Origin of the sequence: uncultured Candidatus Kuenenia sp. (assembly GCF_900696675.1) — a bacterium.
GTDB lineage: Bacteria > Planctomycetota > Brocadiia > Brocadiales > Brocadiaceae > Kuenenia > Kuenenia stuttgartiensis_A.
In genome coordinates, this window is sequence record NZ_CAADGZ010000254.1 from 1 (window position 1) to 1,771 (window position 1,771).

The 1,771-nt window shown below is 33.3% G+C and carries 1 protein-coding gene; it reads left to right on the top strand.

The genetic code is table 11. The features are described from left to right. Positions 1-639 precede the first annotated feature (639 nt). Complete coding sequence (gene speB / locus QZT26_RS17465; protein ID WP_099326725.1) at positions 640-1,563, top strand: agmatinase; 924 nt, start codon at positions 640-642, stop codon at positions 1,561-1,563. Positions 1,564-1,771: the final 208 nt, after the last annotated feature.

A 1,771-nucleotide genomic window follows, 5' to 3' on the forward strand; every position in this document is an offset into this window, starting at 1 on the left:
TGTTTAAAGTAGTACAATAGCGCTACCACAATTGCTAAAAAACGGATATCTGTTATCGCTTTTTGCCAATCTTGGTAGTGGAAAATACTGATTTTCGCATTGCGAAAATCGTTTGCAGGATTTAGGTGTAATTATTAAACGCACATTCTCAAACGCCCAGACTTGGGTTAATGAGCCTTGTAGTAACAAAAATCACGATAAATCTTCGCATATAGCATGGGTTAAGACGAATAAATCGTTTCATTCTAAAATCTTGAAATACCTAAACTGGTTGGTTAATCAAAACCAAACAAGCAGAAAACATGAATGGGTGGAACAACAGACTTCACAAATTAAAAAAAATGTAACACTTTATTTTTTTGAAAAATTCCAATAATAACATTGTTTTGCCGCACGGTGTAGGGAGCGAAGCATTTGCATGTTTGGGCATGAACGCAGGTATTCCAGTTGTCGCAAATACTTTGCCCCTACGGTCTCAAAAAACTGAAGTGTTACAAAAAAATTAGTATTTCAGATTTCACCTTAAATATTTTGCCAAAAAGCACGCACTGACGAATGGAAGTGTGCTAAAAAATTACTGATAAGGTACTTCGACGTTACATTTTCACTATTAGCGTAACTGAAATATAATCATAGAACATGTTAAAAAAATTAAGAGATTCTGTTTTGTCTTCTGTTCAATTTGGCGCGTTTTGCTACAATTTCAAATCTGAACTTGAAGCATACAATAAATCAAAAGTTATTCTATTTGGGGTGCCCTACGATGGAACCGTTTCATATCAATCCGGCACAAAAAAAGGACCAAATGCTATATTAGATGCATCTGTTAATATCGAACCATACGATGATGAATTGGGAAATATTTTTAAAATCGGAATCTTTACGGTAGGCAATTTAAATATTGAAGAATTTTACACCAATGAAAAAAAAGTTATGGAAGAAATATTTACTTGCAGTAGAAAGGTGATAGATGATAATAAGTTTTTGGTGACCTTGGGTGGTGAGCATTCAATATCCCAAGGTGCGATAAAAGCATATAAAAATAAATATAAAAAATTATCTGTACTTCAGTTAGATGCTCATTTAGATTTATTAAATGAGTTTGGCGGCAGCAAATATAATCATGCGAGTGTAATGAGAAGAGTTGTTGAAGATATAGGCTGCAGAGTAACAAGTTTTGGTGTCAGGGTAACTTCTCAGGAAGAATTGGAATTTGTGAAAAAAAATAAAAAATCTGTGTCGGTATTTTATGCCAGGAATATTTACAACAATGATTTATGGCATGATGAAGCATTGAAAACTTTAGAAGAAAATGTCTATATAACTTTAGATGTTGATGGTTTAGATATTTCTATAATGCCTGCTACCGGTACACCCGTTCCAGGGGGGATTGGGTGGTATCAGACAATAGATTTTTTGAGGAAAGTTTATGAGAAGAAAAATGTTGTTGGATTCGATATTGTAGAGTTAAAACCAAACATAGGGAATGAAGCTCCAAATTTTTTAGCAGCGAATCTTGTTTACAAAAATATTGGTTTTTACAAAAAATATTCCAGACAATAAAATGACAAGACAGTGCCAATAAATAAAGGTATTACGATTTTACCCACTTGAAACTAGAAAGAGCCAAAAATATATTATTACACCTAAATCCTGCAAACGATTTTCGCAATGCGAAAATCAGTATTTTCCACTACCAAGATTGGCAAAAAGCGATAACAGATATCCGTTTTTTAGCAATTGTGGTAGCGCTATTGTACTACTTTAAACA